Genomic DNA, 19,826 nt, shown 5'->3' on the forward strand with positions numbered 1-19,826 from the left:
TAAGTGCCCAATTGCTGCGGGTGTCTTAATCAACTCGTTAAAATTCGAGCGGCTTTCGACGATTTGTCAGAAGGATTTTTCTAGCAGGGGATGCAAACATTGAATCCCTGGAATCGGACAGGTTTGCAGGTGCCTATATCATTGATACTTAATGATTTTCCCGAAGGAAAATAGGCATCTGTTCCAGAATGGCCTACCTGTGGAAAACCCGGGCCCTGCGATCGATTTATACAATCAGATGGGGAGTGACGTTCATAATTCCGTTTACATGCGCACTGGTCGGCAGCTGCATCAATTGTAGACACCGGCAGATAATCGCAATGATTGTGGAAGCGGATTCCATAAGCCGGTTCGAAGTCCGGCCGAGCGGAGTGCTGCAGCAGTCCAGGTGTTGCAGCCGAAGAGAGCATTGAAATACCCCTCGGCCTCGAAGAACCGGTCAATCTCGCCGTACCCTGCGTTTGAGATCAGCTTCACCTCGCTCGCTTCGCGGACAAAGCTGTCCGAGATGAAGCGACGCAGTCGCGCCAGTTGTTCGTCACTGATATCGAATGCCGTCACGGCCGACTGCGGCTCGGTGATATGGCCGGCGAGATCCACATGCAGCACCGAACGGTCGATCGTCAGAGCCCGCAATACCGGCAGCGGCTTCAGCTCCGCCCAAGTCGGCGTTTCCAGATAGAAGGCGCGGCCTCCCCAGCCGACGACGGGCCATTCCGCGTTCGGATGATCGAGCGGAAAGCCGGGATCGTCGAGGAAGGAAAAGGCGGCCCGCGTTTCCTCGTCGAGCGGAATGGCAATATCGGTATGGATCGGTCCCGACAGCAGCAGAATCCGATGGGTCGCCGCCGAGGACGACGCCTCGACCGGGGCAATCAGCGGCCGGGGAATGAAGGTTCCGGCCGTCACCAATGCAACAAGCAGCAATACGATCCGCAACAGCCAACGGATGCCCGTCTTCATCGGAATCGTCCGGCGGGCACGGAAAGAGCCGGCCTAGAACAGAAAATAGCGCTGCGCCATCGGCAGCACCGTCGCCGGCTCGCAGGTCAGCAGTTCGCCATTCGCCCTGACTTCATAGGTCTCCGGATCGACTTCGATCTCCGGCGTCAGGTCGTTATGGATCATCGATGCCTTGGAGATGCCGCCGCGCGTGTTCTTCACCGCCATCAGTTCCTTCGCGACTCCGAGCCGGCCCTTCAGGCCGGCATCGAGCGAGGCCTGGCTGACGAAGGTGACGGAAGAATTGGTGAGGCTCTTGCCGTAGGAGGCAAACATCGGCCGGTAGTGCACCGGCTGCGGCGTCGGGATCGAGGCGTTCGGATCGCCCATGGGGGCTGCCGCGATCGAGCCGCCGAGCAGCACCATGTCGGGCTTTACGCCGAAGAAGGCCGGATTCCACAGCACGAGGTCGGCGCGCTTGCCGATCTCGACCGAGCCGATCTCATGGCTGAGACCATGCGCGATCGCCGGATTGATCGTGTATTTGGCAATGTAGCGGCGAACGCGGAAATTGTCGTTGTCGCCCTTTTCCTCTTTCAGCCGGCCGCGCTGGCGCTTCATCTTGTCGGCCGTCTGCCAGGTACGGATCGCCACCTCGCCGACGCGCCCCATGGCCTGGCTGTCGGACGAGATGATGGAGAAGGCGCCGATATCGTGCAGGATATCTTCAGCGGCGATCGTCTCCTTGCGGATGCGGCTTTCGGCAAAGGCGATATCCTCGGGGATCGACGGCGACAAATGATGGCAGACCATCAGCATGTCGAGATGCTCGGCAATCGTATTGACCGTATAGGGCCGCGTCGGATTGGTCGACGACGGGATGACGTTCGGCTGGCCGCAGATCTTGATGATGTCGGGGGCATGTCCGCCACCCGCCCCTTCGGTGTGGAAGGCATGGATGGTACGGCCCTTGATCGCGCCGATCGTATCTTCGACGAAGCCGCTTTCGTTCAGCGTATCGGTGTGGATCATCACCTGCACGTCATATTCGTCGGCAACTGACAGGCAGCAGTCGATGGCGCCGGGCGTCGTGCCCCAATCTTCATGCAGCTTCAGCGAGGTGGCGCCGGCCAGCACCATCTCGGTCAAAGCCCCCGGCAGCGAGGCATTGCCCTTGCCGGCAAAGGCGAGGTTCATCGGAAAGGCGTCGGCCGCTTCGATCATGCGCGCAATGTGCCAGGGGCCAGGCGTGCAGGTCGTGGCAAGCGTGCCATGCGCCGGACCCGTGCCGCCGCCGAGCATGCAGGTCATGCCCGACATCAGCGCTTCTTCGATCTGCTGCGGCGCGATGAAGTGAATATGGCTGTCCATGCCGCCAGCAGTCACGATCTTCCCTTCGCCGGCGATCGCCTCCGTGCCCGGGCCGACGATGATATTGACGCCGGGCTGCATATCGGGATTGCCCGCCTTGCCGATCGCAGCGATGCGCCCGTTCTTGAGGCCGATATCGGCCTTGTAGATGCCGGAATGATCGACGATCACCGCATTGGTGATAACGGTGTCGACCGCCCCATCCGCCCGCGTCACCTGGCTCTGGCCCATGCCGTCGCGGATCACCTTACCGCCGCCGAACTTCACCTCCTCGCCATAGGTGGTGAAATCCTTCTCGATCTCGATGAAGAGCTCCGTATCGGCAAGGCGCACCTTGTCGCCGGTGGTCGGTCCGAACATGCCGGCATAGGCGGCGCGCGAGATCTTATAGGGCATCCATCAGGCTCCGTAGGAGGAAGAGACAAGCATTTTTCCGCCGAGCCGCCTGAGGCGCCCCGCGGCAATATAAGATTGGACAAGCTGCCTTTCGGCGGCGAAAGGATGCCATTCCCAGCCGACGTGGCCAAAGCCGGCCAACATCACCTCGGCTTGGGGAAATTTGCTCAGCACCTCGGCGATGACGATCATGCCGCTGCTCGGCACGACATAGGGCGCAGCCGCGAAGGCCGAAAGCGACGCATCGACGGCCTCGTGCATCGACTTGTCGATGACGACATGCGTCTTTCCGGCCTCGGCGCAGAAGGCACTGAACGCGTCGGTATAGTCGTCGCAGAAATCGTCGAGATCAGGATGCGAGACCGCAAGCGGCGCCCGCATCGCGGCGAATTTATCGGGATCGCGCACGCTCCAGATCTCGCACGCCGATTTGACGCCGGGATGGGTGCGCCAGTCACGCGAACCGAGCATCGCCTTCGCCGGACGGCCGGTATTGCAGACCGCGACGGCATCCGTGCGGCTGCCGCCGGCGCCGTAGGAGCGGCAATCGTTGAAGCGGATGACGAAATCGGCGGCATCGATAATGCCTGCCTGTTCTTCTCCGACCTCACCATTGCCGACGATCACAATCTTCTTGATCACCTTAGTTGCTCATCGTCTCTTCGAGCTGCTTCAGCTCTTTTGTGCGTTTATCCGTCTCTTCGGCCAGGCATCCTGCAACCAGCATCGGCTCCATCGTGCCGCCGCGGGCCTGAAAGCCGAAGGCGTCGCATTGAGCGTCGCGATAATCGATCCAGGCGCGCTGCGCCTTGACCAGTGCCTTTTCCGCACCCTTCATGTCGCCGTCGAGATCGTTGTCGATCGCCACCATGGCGGCGCGCGTCTTCTTGTATTGCTCGTTCAACGCCTTGTCGGCGGTTTCATGACGCGCCACTTCGCAGGAGGTCATCTCCGATTGCGTCTTGGGGTTCTGGCAATCGATATCCTGGGCAAAGGCCGCGCCTGAAGCCAGCAGCATCGCCGCTCCGCTGAGGCAGATATTCAGACGCATTCACGTCTCCCGTTTCTAAAGCTTGCCCATGACCAACTGACGAAAGCCATAGACCTCGCGTTTGCCGGAAAGCGGGATCAGCGTCACCGACCGTGTCTGCCCCGGCTCGAAGCGCACGGCCGTACCCGCCGGAATATCGAGCCGCTTGCCATGGGCCGCGGCGCGGTCGAAGGAAAGCCCGGCATTGGTCTCAGCGAAATGATAGTGGCTGCCGACCTGTACCGGCCGGTCGCCCGTATTGGAAACCTCCAGCGTCACCGTCGGTGCGCCGGCATTGAGTTCGAGGTCGCCGCTTGCGGCAATGATTTCGCCAGGAATCATGGAATTCTCCTTAAGCCGCCCTGGGCGTGCAGCCCTCGGCCTTCAGTACGCGTTTCGTCGACGCCGGATTCTTAGCGAGCATAGCGGCCGGCCGGATGGGCCTGGCGACGAGATTGCCGCCGCAATTCGGGCAAGTGCCTTTCAGCACGCCGTCCACGCAATCGGCGCAGAAGGTGCATTCATAGGTGCAGATCCGCGCCTCAGCGCTCTCCGGCGGCAGATCCTTGTCGCAGCATTCGCAGTTGGGCCTGAGTTCCAGCATTCCTGTCTCCTCACCTGATTGGTTCGTGCACGGTGACGAGCTTGGTGCCATCCGGGAAGGTCGCCTCCACCTGCACGTCGTGGATCATCTCGGCAACGCCTTCCATCACCTGGTCGCGGCCGATCACATGGGCGCCGGCTTCCATCAACTCGGCGACCGGACGGCCGTCGCGGGCGCCTTCGACGACGAAGTCGCTGATCAGCGCAATCGCTTCGGGATAGTTCAGCTTGACGCCGCGCTCCAGCCGCCGACGTGCCACGATCGCCGCCATCGAAATCAGGAGCTTGTCTTTTTCTCTCGGAGTGAGGTTCATTGCTTGCCCATCTGCCTCATGCTTCGCTTCATAGATTCCAGACTTTCGGCACAGGCGCACCGTTGCGCAAGACGGAAATGACCGGGATCAGGATTTTTCTCAGCGTAAAACCGTCGGCTGCCGCAAGGCGAACGACGAGCTTGTCGCTCCAGGTGCTCGCGCCGCCCATGATCCCTTCGACGAGCGGCCGCACCTTGCCGAGATAGGCTTCGGCCAGCGGACCGGCATAAAGCAACGTCGCAAAGGCCACCTGCCCGCCGAGCACGGCCTGACGCGCGGCCAATCCCGCGATACCCTCGGAAAGTCTGAGTTCCTCGGCATGGATCAGTCGGCCCGAGCGGCGGATGCGCCAGCGGTCACGAAAGAGCCCCGTCTGAACCGCCTCGCCCATTGCCTTGCGGCCGAGCAGCACCGCTTCGACGGCCAGGAATTCGGCGCTTTCGTCGAGATCGACGTCCAGGCGGCGGAAAAGCGCTGCCCTGTCGAAGAGGATCGTTTCCTGCGGAAGCCAGTCGACGCGCGCTCCAACGCCGACTTCGATGCGGGTCGTCACCTCGGCGGTTCCGGCCGACGCCCTGTAGATCTTTTCGCAGGCCTGGGTGGTAACGTCGATCTTCGTGCCGGCACCGGCAACAACGCTCCAGTCCAGCCGATCGCCGCCGGTCAGCCCGCCCGCGGTGTTGATGATGACGGCTTCCATCGAGGCGTCAAAAGTATCAGGCAAGCGGATCTTCGCCGCGCCCTCCTGATAGAGCTCGCGAATACGAGTGCGCCCATCGAGCAGCCTTGCCGCCAGATGCCCGCGTCCCTCCGCTCTTTGCGGTCTGGTACTCACTGCCGCACTCGTCATGTTGTCCTTTCAATCGCGCCACCGCTTTCCATTCACGCGCGCGAATGACGGAAAGCAAGCAATTCCCATGCCGCCCGACAAGGGCTGCGGTCCGCGCAGAAGAGATCAACGAACCGTCGTTCTCTCTGCCGCAAATTGCGGCATTTGCCGGTCAGACGGTCAGATGGCGGCGAGCCTCCTGCGTATCCAGCGTTTCGGCAAGCCCTTCATGCACGATCTCGCCGCGGTCCATGATGTAGACATAGTCGGCAAGCTCCCGGCAGAAATCCAGATATTGCTCGACAAGCAGGATCGCCATGCCGGTGGAATCGCGGAGATAGCGGATCGCCCGGCCGATATCTTTGATGATCGACGGCTGAATGCCCTCGGTCGGCTCGTCGAGCACGAGAATTTTCGGCCGCGTCACCATGGCGCGCCCGATTGCCAGCTGCTGCTGCTGCCCGCCGGAAAGATCGCCACCGCGCCGTGACAACATCGATTTCAGCACCGGGAAGAGACTGAAGATATCGTCGGGAATGTTGCGGTCGCGGCGGCCAAGCGGAGCGAAGCCGGTTTCGAGATTTTCCTTGACGGTAAGCAGCGGAAAGATTTCGCGCCCCTGCGGCACATAGCCGATGCCATGCTTGGCACGGGCAAAGGGCGGCAAGCCGTTCAGCTTGGTATTGTTGAAGGTGACAGTGCCGGCCGACAGCGGGTGCTGGCCGGTGACAGCGCGCAACAGCGAGCTCTTGCCGACGCCATTGCGGCCCAACACGCAGGTGATCTTGCCCATCTCCGCCTTGATGGAGATACCGCGCAACGCCTGCGCCGCGCCATAATGCAGATTTGCGTTTTCGACTGTCAGCATCCGTTCACCCATTCTCATCAGTTCATCAGGCTGCGCCTCAGCGTCTGCAGGGCGTAGTCCTGTTCTTTCGTTCTCTCGCCGCCGATTTCGGCCACGTCCTCGGCAATGCCAATCAGTTGTTGGCGCTCCTGCATGTCGAGCGCATTTAACCAGAGGTCCCGGAACCGGCGGATCGGATCTTCCGGACTGGTGACGTTCTTGGACGCCCACTCGCCGAAAACCAGCACCTCTTCCAGGTCGCTCGGCCGGATGATGCCCTTCATGCGGCTGCGGATGGCATCCTTCGCCGCGTCGACATACATCGGCTTCTCCTTGGCAAGGCAGAAGAAAAAGGCCACCGCCGCAATCGCCGGATCGGCGATCGAGGCCAGCGGCGCTACCTCGGCCTGCTTGCGAAACTTCCTCCGCTTATAAGCGCCCCGCATGCGCTCAACGGAATCGATGATCTCGTTTCCCGCCTCGCGCACCATCTTAAAACGCCAATACCAGATGACCGCGCCGCTGACCGCCGCGACCAGAATACCGAGAAAAGCCATGACGAAACCCCGCAATAGACCCCGCTCGTTTTAGAGCGTCTTCCTTTGTCAGGTTCAAGCCTGGAAGTTGCATTCCTCACCTTCCTAGATAATTCTCGATCACCTTCGGATCTGAACTGACGAAATCGATCGATCCCTCCGCCAGCACCGATCCTTCCGCAAGGCAGGTCACCTTGACGCCAAGGTCGCGGATGAAGCCCATGTCGTGCTCGACGACGACGACCGACCGGGTCTTGGCGATATCCTTGAGCAGGATCGCCGTTTCCGCTGTCTCCGCATCCGTCATGCCGGCGACCGGTTCGTCGACGAGCAGCAGCTTCGGCTCCTGGGCAAGCAACATGCCGATCTCCAGCCATTGCTTCTGCCCGTGCGACAGATTGGCAGCCAGTTCGTCGCGGCGGTGGGTCAGCCGCACGGTTTCGAGAATCTCATCGATACGCGTCCTGTCTTCGCTCGAAAGCCGGTAGAAGAGCGTCGAAAAAACGGAACGGCGGCGGTTCAGCGCCAGCTCCAGATTGTCCCAGACCGTATGGCTTTCGAAGACCGTCGGCTTTTGGAACTTGCGGCCGATGCCGAGCTGAGCGATGTCGGCCTCATCCTGCTTAGTGAGATCGACGGTGCCGTTGAAGAAGACCTCGCCCTCGTCAGGCCGGGTCTTGCCGGTGATGATATCCATCATCGTCGTCTTGCCGGCGCCGTTCGGGCCGATGATGGCGCGAAGCTCGCCGGGCTCGATGACGATCGAGAGCGAATTCAGCGCCTTGAAGCCGTCGAAGGAAACCGAGACGCCGCTGAGATAGAGCACGCTGTTGGGTTTGACGTCGGGGATCATGGCGCTCACTCCGCTGCCTGGATTTTCGCTTCGATGCCATCTTCCTCTGCAGCCGGCGCGGCAGCATCGGGGACGGCCTTCCATCTGCCGAGGTGGTGCGCGATAGTGCCGACGACGCCCTTTGGCAGGAACAGGGTGACGGCGACGAAGAGACCGCCCAACGCAAACAGCCAGAATTCCGGGAAGAGGCCGGTGAAGATCGTCTTGCCGCCATTGACGAGGATCGCGCCGATGATCGGGCCGATCAGCGTGCCCCGCCCGCCGACCGCCGTCCAGATGACGACTTCGATCGAGTTTGCGGGCGCGAATTCCCCGGGATTGATGATGCCGACCTGCGACACGTAGAGCGCGCCGGCAATGCCCGCCATCATCGCCGAGACGACGAAGGTGAATAGCTTGAAGTGCTCGACCCGATAGCCAAGGAAGCGCGTGCGGCTTTCGGCATCGCGCACGCCGACGAGCACCTTGCCGAACTTCGAGCGCACGATTGCCGAAGCGATCGTCAGCGACAGCGCCAGAAAGATCGCGGTCGCGGCAAAGAGGCTTGCGCGCGTGCCGTCTGCCTGGATGTTGAAGCCGAGGATATCCTTGAAATCGGTCATGCCGTTGTTGCCGCCGAACCCCATGTCGTTTCTGAAGAAGGCCAGTAGCAGCGCATAGGTCATCGCCTGGGTGATGATCGAGAGGTAGACCCCGTTAACACGCGAGCGGAAGGCAAACCAGCCGAAGACGAAGGCAAGCAGGCCGGGCACGAGGAGCACCATCAGCGCCGCAAACCAGAACTGATCGAAGCCGTACCAGAACCAGGGCAGCTCCTTCCAGTTCAGGAACACCATGAAGTCGGGCAGGATGGGATCGCCATAGACGCCGCGCGAGCCGATCTGGCGCATCAGATACATGCCCATCGCATAACCGCCGAGCGCGAAGAAGGCGCCGTGGCCAAGCGAGAGAATGCCGCAGAAACCCCAGACGAGATCGAGCGCCAGCGCCAGCAGCGCGTAGGTCAGGTACTTGCCGAACAGCGCCATGATATAGGTCGGGACGTGCAGCGGATGGGTCGGCCCAGTCGAAAGGTTCAAGACCGGCACGAGAATGGCAACCGCCAGCAGCAGCGCGACGGCGATTGAGATCCTGCGATCGAGAGACCGGAGAAGGAAGGCCGTTATCATGCTTCCACCGCCCTTCCTTTGAGTGCGAAGAGCCCACGCGGACGCTTCTGGATGAAGAGAATGATGAGGACGAGCACCAGGATCTTGCCGAGCACGGCGCCGGCGAAGGGCTCGAGGAACTTGTTGACGACGCCGAGCGACAAAGCACCGACCAGCGTGCCCCAAAGATTGCCGACCCCGCCGAAGACGACGACCATGAAGCTGTCGATGATGTAGTTCTGGCCGAGGTTCGGCGAGACGTTGTCGATCTGCGAGAGCGCCACGCCGGCCATGCCGGCAATGCCGGAGCCGAGCGCGAAGGTGAAGGCGTCGACCCAGCCGGTGCGAATGCCCATCGATGAGGCCATGCGCCGGTTCTGGGTGACGGCGCGCATCTGCAGACCGAAGGCGGAGCGCTTGAGCAGCATCAGCAGCGCCACGAAGACGACCATCGAGAATACGATGATCCAGAGCCGGTTCCAGGTGATGACCAGCCCGCCGAAGTCGAAAGCGCCGGACATCCAGCTCGGATTGCGGACCTCGCGATTGGTCGGGCCGAAATAGCTGCGGATCGCCTGCTGGAGGATCAGTGACACGCCCCAGGTGGCAAGCAGCGTCTCCAGCGGCCGGCCATAGAGATAGCGGATCACCGAACGTTCGATCACGAGGCCGACGAGGCCGGTGAAAAGGAAGGCGGCCGGCACTGCGAAGGCCAGCGAATAATCGGCAAGCGAGGGAAAGGCCGAGGCGATTGTTTCCTGCACTACATAGGTCGTATAGGCGCCGATCATCACCATCTCGCCATGCGCCATGTTGATGACGCCCATGACGCCGAAAGTAATGGCAAGGCCGATCGCCGCAAGCAGCAGCACCGAGCCGAGCGACAGGCCGTACCAGACGTTCTGAACGACATCCCAGAGGGCCAGATCGCGGTTGATCGTATTGATCTCCGCCTGGATCGCCGGCTTCAGATCTTCAGGCGCGGTCGCCATCGCCGTCGACAGGATCGTCAGCGCATTCCGGCCGCCGCGCGCGGCGATCGTGTCGATCGCAGCCTTCTTCTCCTCGATGTCGGTGTCGCTCTTCAGCACCATCACAGCGCGTGCCGCTTCCATCGTCGTTTTGATCTCACCGTCCTTCTCGGCCGACAGAGCCGAATTCAGGAGATCGAGATTGGCGGGATCGGCGTCTTTGAGCATGCCCTCGGCCGCTGCGAGCCGCGCGGAACGATTCGGGCTCAGCAGCGTCAGCTGGCTCATCATCGTCGTGATCGTGGTGCGCAGCGCATTGTTGATCTTGACCTTCGACATCATGTCGGGATCGACCTCGGCCGCCGCCTCACCGGTGATCGGATCGGAATAGGTAGGCTCGTCTTCCGTGCCGCCCTGCACGAGAACAGGCCCGCCGTCCGAATTGACATAGAGCTGGCCATCAGCGAGCTGCTGCAGGATCTGGCTGACATGCGTATCCCCGGAAGCGACGAGCGCCCGGATGGCCGCATCGCGCTCGGGAAAGCCGCCAACGCCAAGCGCATCGACGAGGGCATGCACATCGTCCTCGGCGCGAAGACCGGCCACCGGAAGCGTCAGCCCCGAGATCAGGCACAATGTCAGAAGAAAAATCTTGATGGCGCGAAACATCTTCTCTCTCGCCTTGATTGTCGCCGGCCTGGAGGCGCAGCGGTAAGGACGGAGCTTCCGCCCGGATCAGCTCCGGACGGAAGTCTTCAGTCTGTCGACGGATCGAGTGCGTCAGGAACCCTTGCCGCCGCATTTGCCGGTCGCGACATTGAAGTTGCCGCAGTTGAGGGGCTTGCGCCAATCGGAGATCAGGTCCTTGGAGTCGGGCAGGTAATCCGACCATTCGTCGCCGACGACGGCAGGCGTCTGCTGGACGATTTCGAACTGGCCGTCGGCCTGGATTTCACCGATCAGCACCGGCTTGGTGATGTGGTGGTTGGGCATGACGGTGGCATAGCCGCCGGAGAGGTTCGGAACGGTGACGCCGATGATGTTGTCGAGAACGGCATCGGTGTTGGTGGTGCCGGCTGCCTCGACGGCTTTGACCCAGGCGTTGAAGCCGATATAGGCGGCTTCCATCGGGTCGTTGGTCACGCGTTTGTCGTTCTTGGTGAACGCATGCCATTCCTTGATGAACTTCTTGTTGGCCGGGCTTTCGACCGACTCGAAGTAGTTCCAGGCGGCCAGGTGGCCGACGAGCGGCTTGGTATCGAGGCCGGCCAGCTCTTCTTCGCCGACCGAGAAGGCGACGACGGGAATGTCGGTTGCCTTGATGCCCTGGTTGCCAAGCTCCTTGTAGAAGGGCACGTTGGCGTCGCCGTTGATGGTCGAGACGACGGCAGTCTTCTTGCCGGCCGAGCCGAATTCCTTGATCTTGGCGACTTCCGTCTGCCAGTCGGAGAAGCCGAATGGCGTATAGTTGACGAGAATGTCTTCCTTCGGAATGCCCTTGGATTCCAGATAGGCTGCAAGGATCTTGTTGGTCGTACGGGGATAGACGTAGTCGGTGCCCTCGAGCACGAAGCGCTTCACGCCCTCGGTCTTCATCAGGTAATCGACAGCCGGGATCGCCTGCTGGTTCGGAGCCGCGCCCGTATAGAAGATGTTGCGCGAGGATTCTTCGCCTTCATACTGCACGGGGTAGAAGAGCAGCGAGTTCAGCTCTTCGAAGACCGGCAGGACGGATTTGCGCGAGGACGACGTCCAGCAGCCGAACACGGCGGCGACCTTGTCCTTTTCGATCAGCTCGCGCGCCTTTTCGGCAAAGAGCGGCCAGTCGGACGCCGGATCGACGACGACGGCCTCGAGCTTCTTGCCGAGAAGGCCGCCCTTCTTGTTTTGCTCGTCGATGAGCATCAGCATGGCGTCTTTCAGCGTGGTTTCGGAAATCGCCATCGTGCCGGAGAGCGAATGCAGCACGCCGACCTTGATGGTGTCATCGGCTGCGACCGCGCCATGGAAGGCGGCCGAAGCTGCCATGACGGCGCCGAGTGCGGCGCCGGTAAGAATGGATTTGAGATTCATTTGGTTGATCCCCTCTCTTGTTCCGCAACAGGCCGGAAACGGAAGTTAACTGTTGCCGAGGGGACTATCGGGCGCTGCAGCGCGAAAACACATACGCAAAATGACGTAGACCAGGGGATCAAATGCGCAGACCGAGAAAGCAAAGGGCATCCCCGCAAGCCGGGGATGCCCTCTCGGATCGAGACGGAAATCAGCCGTCGATGGTCAGCGTAACCGCGGTCGGGCCGTAGGAGAGGCTCGCCCTGTGGCCGGAGATCGTGAACTTGCCGAAGCTGCCGGTGATGCTGCCAGCCTTCAGGATATCAATCTTCGTCCCAGGCGCCGGGACAAAGCCGTGGGCAAGCGTGACGTCGATGTCGCCGGCCAGCTCCGCTTTACCGGCGACGACAAGCGTGCCGGCGCCGTTTGCGCCGAGCGCCAGCTTTGCCGTCGTATTGGCGAGCTGCAGATAATCGCCGCCCACGCTCACCGGCTTGTCGGCCGCCACGACGAACGAGCCGCCATTGACGGTCAGCCCACCGCTACCGAAGGCCGAGGAGGAGCCGGCGACCAGCACACCTTCTTCCAGCACGGTGCCGCCCGCATAGCTGTTGGCGCCCGACAGCCCGAGAATGCCGCTGCCGCGCTTCACCAGCTTGCCCTTGCCGCCGATGTCGTTGCGCCAGGTGTCGATCGCATTAAAGCCGCCCTTGGCTGAATCCATCGTCACGGTCACATCCTGATCGAAGCCGCCATAACCGTCGGCGGCAGCAAACAGGTTGAGGCGGCCGTAACCTTCCGCGTCGTCGAGGAGCGGATAGCCGGAGGCGATTTCCGTCGTTTTCAGAACCTCGCGGCGCTGTTCGCCATCGAGATAGGGCAGACGCGTTTCGAGCAGCGCTTCGGCGCCCTGCGGCACGCGGGCCGGCTGATCGGTCGCATGAATCGTCGGCATACCGTAGCTCAGGCGCTCCAGCACATAGGCGCGGTTGGCATCATGATCGGAGAAACGGTCTGCGGCAAGCGGCGCGGAATGAGCGGCGACTTCGAGCGCGCCCGCATCCTGGACACCCGATTTGGCGATCAGCCATGACTGCGCCTGTGCGTAAGCATCGCTCTTCAGCGCGGCATTATCGGCTTTGTTCAGATTGTAGACAACAGTCGCCGTGCCGAGCATGCGGCCGCCCATCACGTCGAGCGGAGAATGCATGCCGGCGAGAATGCGATCTTCGCCCAGTTCGCTGGCGCGCGTGACCATTTCCTGGAAACGTTGCGGCACGAGATAGGCCATGGCGAGCGCATCGCGCCAGGCTTCCGCCGTATGACCGCTCGGGAAGCCGCCGTCTTCGACCGGCTTGCCGCTCTTGGCGGGCTCGAGCGTCGGAACGACCGAGACGTCCTGGCTCCAGCGATAGGGACGCGCATATTTGAAATAGCGCTTGGCGGGCTCCGTCGAGCCGTCACCGCTTGCGGCGTTGATGAAGTCGATGGCAAGGCCCATGTCAGGATTGGCATCGGTCTTGTTTTCGGTGTCCGGCTTGCTGCCGGCGCCGCGATTATTGCCCTTGTCATCGTATTTCACCGTCGTCGCATCGGCCGCCACCTCGGTGATCGTGGTGGTCTGCTTGGAGCCAGCCTTCCAGGCATCGGTCAACGGGCCGAGGCCGTCGACGATGCTGGCATTCTTGCCGCGCCGGTCGTCGAGATAGGCGGCAACCGCCTGCTCGGCCGTCCGCGCCTTGGTTGCCTTGACGACATAGGCGATGTTGGCGTCATGGACGAGCCTGTTGACGATCTGGCCGTCGGTCTTGCTGAGAGGAATGCCATCCCAATCGGTCTTGGCGACCGCCGGGCAATTGTCCTTGGCCGGCGCCTCGACGCCGGCATCGACGAAAGGCGTGCGCGGGGTCCAGACTTCCAGAAAGCCGGAGAGAAGGTGAACGGCGGCATTGGTGTAAACCGTCGAGAAGCAGGCGTCACCACGTTTGTTGGTGTTTCCGGCCTCAACATAAGGCGCTTTCACCGCCGTGGCCTGCTCGGCGCCAGCAAGCGACGGAACGATCGAAACGAGGCAGACGAGAGCGGTGCTCAGGCGGAAAAGACTTGAAATAGACATGGTGATACCTGAAATGGTTGAAGGAACGGCGGGAGAGTTAGAGGGCTAGTGTGACAGAGCCGCTTCAAAAATATGGCAGTTCAGTGAATCTGCCGGTGCTCCGCCCCTTGCCTTTCTGACCCATCCCGCCAAAACTGCTGCGAGACGATAGGCCAACCGGAATGCCGGAAGGAAGACATGGCAGCACGCCAACGCATCATTCCGGTAAGACGCGAATATAATCGCTGGGTCGCCAACCAGACGCTGGAAGATTACGCGCTACGTTTTACCGCAAAAAGCGCCCGCCACTTCTCCTCCCAGCGCATCGCGCAGACGGCGATCGGTGCGATCTCTTTCCTGGCGCTGGAGGCGATCGGCGGCGCCATCACCCTGTCCTACGGCACCACCAACGCCTTTTATGCCATTATCGTCGCAAGCATCGCCATGCTGGCGATCGGCCTGCCGATCAGCCGCTACGCCATTCGCCACGGCGTCGATATCGATCTGCTGACGCGCGGCGCCGGTTTCGGCTACATCGGCTCGACCATCACCTCGCTGATCTATGCGAGCTTCACCTTCATGCTGTTTGCGATCGAGGCCTCGATCATGTCCGGCGCATTGGAGCTGACGCTCGGCGTTCCGCTCTGGATCGGCTATATCGTCAGCGCCGTCATGGTGATCCCGCTGGTCACGCACGGCGTGCGGCTGATCAGCAAGTTCCAGCTGATGACCCAACCCTTCTGGATCGTGCTGAACATCCTGCCCTTCCTCTTCATCGCCTTCATGGATTGGGAAAAATTCGATCTCTGGCGTGCCTTTGCCGGCATCCGCCAAACTTCCGGCCCGCCAGGCACCGTTGCCGCGTTCGATCTGGTGCAATTCGGGGCAGCCTCGGCGGTCATCCTGGCGCTGATGTCGCAGATCGGCGAACAGGCCGATTTCCTGCGCTTTCTGCCGCCGGAGCCGCGGCGCAAGTGGCGCCATCGCCTGGCCGTCTTCCTTGCCGGACCCGGCTGGGTCATCATTGGCGCGCCGAAGCTGCTTGCCGGTTCCTTCCTGGTCGTGCTGACCTTGGCCTCGGGCGTGCCGGTCGATCGCGCCGCCGACCCGGCGCAGATGTATCTGACCGCTTTTGGCTACATGGTCCCCTGGCACAATGCCGCGTTGCTGCTGATGGCCGCCTTCGTCGTCGTCTCGCAGTTGAAGATCAACGTGATGAATGCCTATGCAGGCTCGCTCGCCTGGTCGAACTTCTTCTCGCGACTGACCCACAGCCATCCCGGCCGCGTCATCTGGCTGGTCTTCAACGTTGCGATCGCCCTGCTCTTGATGGAGCTCGGCATCTACCGGCTGCTGGAGGAGACGCTCGGCATCTTTTCGATCATCGCCATGGCCTGGCTGTGCACGATCTTCGCCGATCTCTTCATCAACAAGCCGCTGGGGCTCGCACCTCCCGGCATCGAATTCAAGCGCGCCCATCTCTACGACATCAATCCCGTTGGCCTCGGCGCCATGGCGCTGTCGGCAACGGTGTCGCTGATCGCTCATTTCGGCGCCTTCGGCCCGCTCGCCGCCTCGCTTGCCCCCTATATCACTCTTATTGCCGCGCTCATCGCTTCGCCGGGACTCGCCTGGGTGACGAAGGGCAAGTTCTATCTCGCCCGCAAGCCGCGCCGGAGCTGGAAGAACCTGACGAACATCACCTGTTCCGTCTGCGAGCACCCTTTCGAGCCGGAAGATATGGCTTGGTGCCCGGCCTATGCCGCGCCGATCTGTTCGCTCTGCTGCTCGCTCGACAGCCGCTGCCACGACATGTGCAAGCCGGCAGCCCGTTTCAATGCACAGGTCGGCACCGTCGCAAAGGTCCTGCTGCCGGAAACCGTTCTGGGCAAATTGACGACGCGCCTCGGCCGCTACGGCATCGCCGTCGTTCTGGCCCTGGCCGCCATCGGCGCCATCCTGGCGATGATCGCCCACCAGGTCGCCGCCGCCTCCCCCGAGACGGCCGAGGTGGTCAACCGCACCATCCTGGTCGTCTTTTTCGTCTTTTCGGTGATATCGGGCGTCGTCTGCTGGTTCTACGTGCTCGCCCATGACAGCCGCGTCGTCGCCGAGGAAGAATCGTCACGCCAGAACACCCTGCTGCTCAAGGAAATCGCCGCCCACAAGAAGACCGACGCCGCCTTGCAGAACGCCAAGGAGACGGCCGAAGCCGCCAACCGCGCCAAGAGCCGCTATGTCGTCGGCCTCAGCCATGAGCTGCGCACGCCGCTGAATGCCGTGCTCGGCTATGCCCAGATCCTCGAGCGCGACGAAACCATCCCTGCGCCGCGCCATTCTTCGATCAAGGTCATCCGCCGCAGCGCCGAACATCTCTCCGGCCTGATCGACGGTCTGCTCGACATCTCTAAGATCGAGGCCGGCCGCCTGCAGGTCTATTCCAACGAGATCAACATCCAGGATTTTCTCGACCAGATCGTCGAGATGTTCCGCCCGCAGGCGCAGGCAAAGGGGCTCGTCTTCGAGCATCAACGCTCGCCGGCCCTGCCGCAATTCGTCCGCACCGATGAGAAGCGCCTGCGCCAGATCCTCGTCAACCTGCTCTCCAATGCCATCAAGTTCACCGACGAGGGCAGCGTCACCTTCAATGTCGCCTATCGCAGCCAGGTCGCGACCTTCACCGTTGCCGATACCGGCCGCGGCATTGCCGAAAAGGATCTGACGCGCATCTACGAACCCTTTCAGCGCGGCGAGGCCGAAAGTGTGCGGCCAATGCCGGGTCTCGGGCTCGGTCTCACAATCACCCGGCTACTGACCAACACGCTCGGCGGCGAGATCGCGGTCTCGAGCGTGAGGGACGAGGGCTCGACCTTTCGCGTGCGGCTTATGCTTTCGGCCGTCATGCGCGCTGCCGCCCCGCCACAGGAGAAACGTATCGTCGGGTATGACGGCCCGCGCCGCACGATCGTCGTCGTCGACGACAATGAGGATCACCGCGAGATGATGCGCGAAATCCTCGCACCGCTCGATTTCATCGTGCTGACGGCGGCCGGCGGCGCCGAATGCCTGACGCTGATCGACGGCATCATGCCGGATCTCTTCCTCGTCGATATCCTGATGCCCGGCATGAACGGCTGGCAGCTCGTCTCGCGCCTGCGCGAGGCCGGCCAGACGGCGCCGATGGTGATGCTGTCGGCCAATATCGGCGATGCGGCCGTTCTTGGCGACAGCGACGACAGCCACAATGATGCGATCGGCAAGCCGGTCGACATCCGCCGGCTGCGCGACAAGCTCGCTTTGCATCTCGGCCTGAAATGGATCTATGCCGACGCCGCGCCTGCCGTTCCTGACAGAATTGAAGCGCCGTTGCTGAGCCCCGGTGCTGCCCATGTGCAGGAATTGCTGCGGCTGGGAGAAATCGGTTACATCAGGGGCATCGAAGCCAAGCTTTCGGACCTTGCCAAGGTGGAGGCAAATCGGCCATTCACCGAGGCTCTTCGACCCTATGTCGCCGCCTTCGATCTGGCCGGCTTCATGACCTTCCTGCACGACTTCGACAAAAAGGTGGAATCCATTGGCTGAGCCGGTCCTTCCCCGCGACATCGTTCTGCTTGTCGATGACTCGCCCGAAGCGCTCGGTTTCCTGACCGATGCGCTCGAGCAATCCGGCTTTTCCGTGCTGATCGCCACATCGGGCACGGCAGCACTCGGCATCGTCGAGCGCATCACGCCCGATCTCATCCTGCTCGACGCCGTCATGCCTGCCATGGATGGCTTCGAGACCTGCCGCAGGCTGAAGGCGAATGTCGCTGTGGCGCAGGTGCCTGTCATCTTCATGACCGGCCTGACCGAGACCGAACATGTCGTGCATGCGCTGGAATCCGGCGGTGTCGATTATCTCAGCAAACCGATCAATATCGACGAGCTGCGCGCCCGTATTCGCGTCCATCTCAGAAATGCCCGCTCGACCCAGAGCGCCCGCGTTGCCCTCGACGCCGCAGGGCGCCATCTGCTGGCCGTCAAGGGCGACGGCGCGATCCATTGGTCGACGCCGCAGGCAACGCGCCTTGTCAATGCCGCCATGGGCAGCGACGACGGCATGGAAATCGTCGTCCGGCATATCGCGGGCTGGATGCGCGATCGCGTTGCCGCATCGCGTGACGGCGTCATCTCGATCGCCCATGCCGGCCAGGCGGCACTGCAGCTCGCCTTTCTCGGCGCGATCGGCCCCGACGAATATCTGTTTCGCCTCACCGCCGCCAGCCAGCGCAGCGACGACGAGGTGCTGCGCCAACGCTTCTCGCTCACCCAGCGCGAATCCGAAGTGCTGCTTTGGATCGCCAAGGGCAAGCCCAACCGGGATATCGGCGAAATACTGGGATTGTCGGCGCGCACGGTGAACAAGCACCTCGAACAGATCTACGTGAAGCTCGGCGTCGAAAACCGAGCGTCCGCCGCCGTTAAGGCCACGCATGTGCTGCACGAGATGTGAGTGATCTTGGGCGGCACGGCATCGCCGCTGCCGCCGAAACTCCCGAGGACCTTCGCACCGGCCGGAATTGGGCGGACCCGCTTGCAGCGATAACCGGCACTGCGGCGGACGGGAAACTGACGCCTCCGTCAAACAAAGAAGCCCGGTCGAAACCGGGCTTCGATCTCAAATCCCCAAAAGGGAAGTCAGGCTTACATGCCCTGCGGAACGTATGTGTACTTGCCGTCCGCGCCCTTCTTCCATTCGTACATGATGTAGCCAGGAATTTTCGGGTCGCCCTTCTCGTCGAACGAAATGTCGCCGAGAACTGTCGGGAAGGGACCCTTTTCCTTCATCGCGGTGGCAACGGCTTCAGGATCCACCGAACCGGCAGCCTTGGCCGCACCGGCGATCGCCTGCATCGCAGCGTAGGAATAGAGCGTATAGGCTTCCGGGTTGAAACCGGCGGCCTTGAACTTCTCGACGAGTTCCTTGTTTGCCGGGTTCAGCGTCGGATCGGGACCGAAGGTGTTGAGCGTACCGGCAACGGCGTCACCAGCGATGGAGGCCAGTTCGTTCGAAACGATACCATCGCCCGAGACCAGCGTTGCCTTCAGACCCTGATCGGCAGCCTGACGGATGATCAGGCCGGCTTCGGTATGCAGGCCGCCCCAATAGATGATTGAAACACCGGCTTCCTTCATCTTGGCGATGAGGGCCGAGAAGTCCTTGTCGCCGACATTGATGCCTTCGTACATGACTTCGGTCAGACCGGCGGCATTCATGGCCTTCTTGGTTTCGTCGGCAAGACCCTGACCGTAGGGGGTCTTGTCGTGAACAACGGCGATCTTGGCGTCCTTGAAGTGGTCGGCAAGATACTTGCCGGCGATAGCGCCCTGCTGGTCGTCACGGCCGCAGGTACGGAACGTGTTCCAGAGACCGCGCTCGGTGAACTTCGGGTTGGTAGCGGCCGGAGTGATTTCGAGAATGCCGTTTTCGGCATAGACTTCCGAAGCCGGGATGGAAACGCCCGAGTTGAAGTGACCGATGACGAACTTGACGCCGTCGGCCACGAATTTGTTGGCGACCGAAATGCCCTGCTTCGGGTCGGAGACGTCGTCGCCGAGCTCGATCTTGATCTGCTCGCCGTTGATGCCGCCGGCGGCGTTGATGTCAGCGGCCGCCTGCTCGGCACCCTTCTGAAGCTGCGCGCCGAACGCGGCGTTCGGGCCGGTCAGCGGACCAGCGACAGCGATGAGAACGTCGGCCCAGGCGTTGCCACTGAAGGCGACCATCGCCGTCAGAGCCACTGCCGACAGAAGAGACTTCTTCATATTGTTACTCCCAATTTTTGGGCGGGTTCCGGTC

Annotated in this window: 18 protein-coding genes; 2 read left to right on the forward strand and 16 right to left on the reverse strand. The window is 61.9% G+C overall.

What is annotated here, in order from left to right; genetic code table 11:
- Positions 1-291: 291 nt before the first annotated feature.
- The 15 genes from J2J99_RS17275 to J2J99_RS17345 form a co-directional block, all read right to left on the reverse strand.
- Positions 292-963 carry a TIGR02117 family protein gene (locus J2J99_RS17275; RefSeq protein WP_168297323.1) on the reverse strand — a complete coding sequence of 224 codons (672 nt, stop codon included), beginning with the start codon at positions 961-963 and terminating at the stop codon, positions 292-294.
- Positions 964-996: 33 nt separating this feature from the next.
- Positions 997-2,709, reverse strand: coding sequence for an urease subunit alpha (ureC, locus tag J2J99_RS17280; protein WP_168297322.1), 1,713 nt, complete (start codon positions 2,707-2,709; stop codon positions 997-999).
- A gap of 3 nt (positions 2,710-2,712) precedes the next feature.
- Positions 2,713-3,336, reverse strand: a complete 624-nt coding sequence (locus J2J99_RS17285; RefSeq protein WP_207600972.1) for a Urease operon accessory protein — start codon at positions 3,334-3,336, stop codon at positions 2,713-2,715.
- Positions 3,337-3,352: 16 nt separating this feature from the next.
- Positions 3,353-3,760: a lysozyme inhibitor LprI family protein gene (locus J2J99_RS17290; protein WP_168297320.1), complete on the reverse strand. Its 408-nt coding sequence runs from the start codon at positions 3,758-3,760 to the stop codon at positions 3,353-3,355.
- A 15-nt stretch (positions 3,761-3,775) separates the two neighbouring features.
- A complete protein-coding gene (locus tag J2J99_RS17295; protein WP_168297319.1) occupies positions 3,776-4,081 on the reverse strand; it encodes an urease subunit beta in 306 nt (101 codons plus the stop codon).
- A gap of 10 nt (positions 4,082-4,091) precedes the next feature.
- Positions 4,092-4,343, reverse strand: a complete 252-nt coding sequence (locus J2J99_RS17300) for a DUF1272 domain-containing protein (RefSeq protein WP_168297318.1) — start codon at positions 4,341-4,343, stop codon at positions 4,092-4,094.
- Positions 4,344-4,353: 10 nt separating this feature from the next.
- Complete coding sequence (locus J2J99_RS17305) at positions 4,354-4,656, reverse strand: urease subunit gamma (RefSeq protein WP_125845220.1); 303 nt, start codon at positions 4,654-4,656, stop codon at positions 4,354-4,356.
- Between the two features lie 28 nt (positions 4,657-4,684).
- Positions 4,685-5,506 (reverse strand): urease accessory protein UreD, encoded by an 822-nt coding sequence (locus J2J99_RS17310; protein ID WP_168297317.1) that lies wholly within the window; start codon positions 5,504-5,506, stop codon positions 4,685-4,687.
- 151 nt (positions 5,507-5,657) lie between these two features.
- Positions 5,658-6,353 carry an urea ABC transporter ATP-binding subunit UrtE gene (urtE, locus tag J2J99_RS17315; protein ID WP_168297316.1) on the reverse strand — a complete coding sequence of 232 codons (696 nt, stop codon included), beginning with the start codon at positions 6,351-6,353 and terminating at the stop codon, positions 5,658-5,660.
- 17 nt (positions 6,354-6,370) lie between these two features.
- Positions 6,371-6,889 (reverse strand): hypothetical protein, encoded by a 519-nt coding sequence (locus tag J2J99_RS17320; protein ID WP_168297315.1) that lies wholly within the window; start codon positions 6,887-6,889, stop codon positions 6,371-6,373.
- A 76-nt stretch (positions 6,890-6,965) separates the two neighbouring features.
- Positions 6,966-7,721 (reverse strand): urea ABC transporter ATP-binding protein UrtD, encoded by a 756-nt coding sequence (gene urtD / locus J2J99_RS17325; RefSeq protein WP_168297314.1) that lies wholly within the window; start codon positions 7,719-7,721, stop codon positions 6,966-6,968.
- 5 nt (positions 7,722-7,726) lie between these two features.
- Positions 7,727-8,890: an urea ABC transporter permease subunit UrtC gene (gene urtC, locus J2J99_RS17330; RefSeq protein WP_168297313.1), complete on the reverse strand. Its 1,164-nt coding sequence runs from the start codon at positions 8,888-8,890 to the stop codon at positions 7,727-7,729.
- The gene (urtB, locus tag J2J99_RS17335) at positions 8,887-10,509 is read right to left on the reverse strand and encodes an urea ABC transporter permease subunit UrtB (RefSeq protein ID WP_168297312.1); all 1,623 of its coding nucleotides are present in this window, start codon (positions 10,507-10,509) and stop codon (positions 8,887-8,889) included. Before urtB ends, urtC begins: the two co-directional genes overlap by 4 nt.
- 111 nt (positions 10,510-10,620) lie before the next feature.
- Positions 10,621-11,913, reverse strand: a complete 1,293-nt coding sequence (gene urtA, locus J2J99_RS17340) for an urea ABC transporter substrate-binding protein (protein WP_012484980.1) — start codon at positions 11,911-11,913, stop codon at positions 10,621-10,623.
- Between the two features lie 190 nt (positions 11,914-12,103).
- Positions 12,104-14,008, reverse strand: coding sequence for a phosphatase PAP2 family protein (locus tag J2J99_RS17345; RefSeq protein ID WP_168297311.1), 1,905 nt, complete (start codon positions 14,006-14,008; stop codon positions 12,104-12,106).
- 177 nt (positions 14,009-14,185) lie between these two features.
- Here J2J99_RS17345 and J2J99_RS17350 point away from each other — a divergent pair, with 177 nt between their 5' ends.
- Together J2J99_RS17350 and J2J99_RS17355 are read left to right on the forward strand one after the other, a co-directional pair.
- On the forward strand, positions 14,186-17,569 hold the full coding sequence (locus J2J99_RS17350) for a hybrid sensor histidine kinase/response regulator (RefSeq protein ID WP_168297310.1): 3,384 nt from the start codon (positions 14,186-14,188) through the stop codon (positions 17,567-17,569).
- Positions 17,562-18,479, forward strand: coding sequence for a response regulator transcription factor (locus J2J99_RS17355; protein WP_168297309.1), 918 nt, complete (start codon positions 17,562-17,564; stop codon positions 18,477-18,479). Before J2J99_RS17350 ends, J2J99_RS17355 begins: the two co-directional genes overlap by 8 nt.
- 191 nt (positions 18,480-18,670) lie before the next feature.
- On the opposite strand, the gene J2J99_RS17360 is transcribed toward J2J99_RS17355, so the two are convergent.
- Positions 18,671-19,792: a branched-chain amino acid ABC transporter substrate-binding protein gene (locus J2J99_RS17360; protein ID WP_020922104.1), complete on the reverse strand. Its 1,122-nt coding sequence runs from the start codon at positions 19,790-19,792 to the stop codon at positions 18,671-18,673.
- Positions 19,793-19,826 lie beyond the last annotated feature (34 nt).

This window comes from Rhizobium binae (assembly GCF_017357225.1).
Lineage (GTDB): Bacteria > Pseudomonadota > Alphaproteobacteria > Rhizobiales > Rhizobiaceae > Rhizobium > Rhizobium binae.